General features: G+C 63.4%; 3 protein-coding genes. 1 reads left to right on the forward strand and 2 read right to left on the reverse strand.

The window, feature by feature from the left end; translation table 11 throughout:
- A partial coding sequence (locus tag ABT116_RS48015; protein ID WP_502984095.1) for a hypothetical protein occupies window positions 1-241 on the forward strand: 241 nt, incomplete at its 5' end.
- A gap of 11 nt (window positions 242-252) precedes the next feature.
- On the opposite strand, the gene ABT116_RS48020 is transcribed toward ABT116_RS48015, so the two are convergent.
- The gene (locus ABT116_RS48020; RefSeq protein ID WP_351647801.1) at window positions 253-852 is read right to left on the reverse strand and encodes an agmatine deiminase family protein; all 600 of its coding nucleotides are present in this window, start codon (window positions 850-852) and stop codon (window positions 253-255) included.
- On the reverse strand, window positions 836-1,217 hold a 382-nt coding region (locus ABT116_RS48025), incomplete at its 5' end, for an arabinofuranosyltransferase (RefSeq protein WP_351647803.1). The genes ABT116_RS48020 and ABT116_RS48025, both read right to left, overlap by 17 nt.

The following is a 1,217-nucleotide window of genomic DNA, read 5'->3' on the forward strand; positions in this document are numbered from 1 at the left end:
GGACGGAGAAGCCTGGTTCGACTACCCGCCGAGTGCGCCAACCCAGGGTTTGACGGTTCGAGCACTCGACGCGGTGGCCAGGCTGGGCGCCAAGGTCACGTTTTTCCGCCTCGGTGAGGATCCAGGCCTGGCCAGGGTGGTCGACCGGATGGCGCACCGGGTGGGTGGACGCGTCATCGCGCCGGACCTGGACGGCCTCGGCGCAGCCGTCGTGAGTGACTACATGCGAGGTCGCCGCTAATTCTGCCGCCGTCAGTCTTGTTCAGCGGGCTGGTGCTGGGTGATGCAGTGGATGCCGCCGCCACGTTCGAACAGCGGTCTGGCGTCGACGGTGACGACAGGGCGTCCTGGGTAGCCGGCTGACAGGAACACTACCGCTTCGGCGTCGGCAGGATCGTCGAAGCTGCAGGCGATCACTCCACGGTTGACCACGAGATGGTTGATGTAGCTGTAGTCGACGAATCCCTCGTCGTCGCGCAGGATTTCGGGAGCGGGTACCCGAATGACCTTCCACGGCCGGCCACCGACGTCCGTCGAGCTTTCGAACAACTCGATGATCCTCTTGCTGACGGCGTAGTCGGGGTGCACCGGATTGCGTTGGTCATGGACCAGTACCACTCCGGGGGAAGAGATGGCAGCGACGATGTCGACGTGTCCTACATGTTCCGAGCCACCCTCATCGACGGTGATTTCGCCCGTGTCGCCCGCGGAATTCGATCCTTGGGATATGCAACCGACTACGAGGTCGACGACGATCAGCTCGGTATGCAGGTCGCAACGGCCCTGGCCCCGATTCTCGGCCGTGACCTGGGTGAACTCAAGCTCAGTGAATTGATCATGGCACTGATTCAATTGGGCAAACAGTGGGGGCCGTCAACCGGGTCAGGTATTCGGTGCGAAACTGCTGATCGACGGAGACGCCGTGCAGATACAGACTTGTCGCCGCGAGGGGAAGACCGAGCGTCGTGGTGACGAAGCCGGAGAGCCCGGCCCACGAGAGGAGTTTTGCGACCCGCTCGGCCTTGCGGGCGCGGAACATCAGAACCGCAACACCGACCACTGCGATGCAGAGCACCTGCAGCACTGTCGTGACTGCCTGCGTGACATTGGAAGAAGTGAACGCCGGCCACTGCACTCGGCCGAAAGCAAAGAGCCCGACAGCGGCTACAACAGCGGCGACCAGCGCTCCGAGGGCCATTTCCACCACCGTCGCCGCG

Source organism: Streptomyces sp. NPDC002130, assembly GCF_040296465.1.
In the GTDB taxonomy this organism is placed as follows: domain Bacteria; phylum Actinomycetota; class Actinomycetes; order Streptomycetales; family Streptomycetaceae; genus Streptomyces.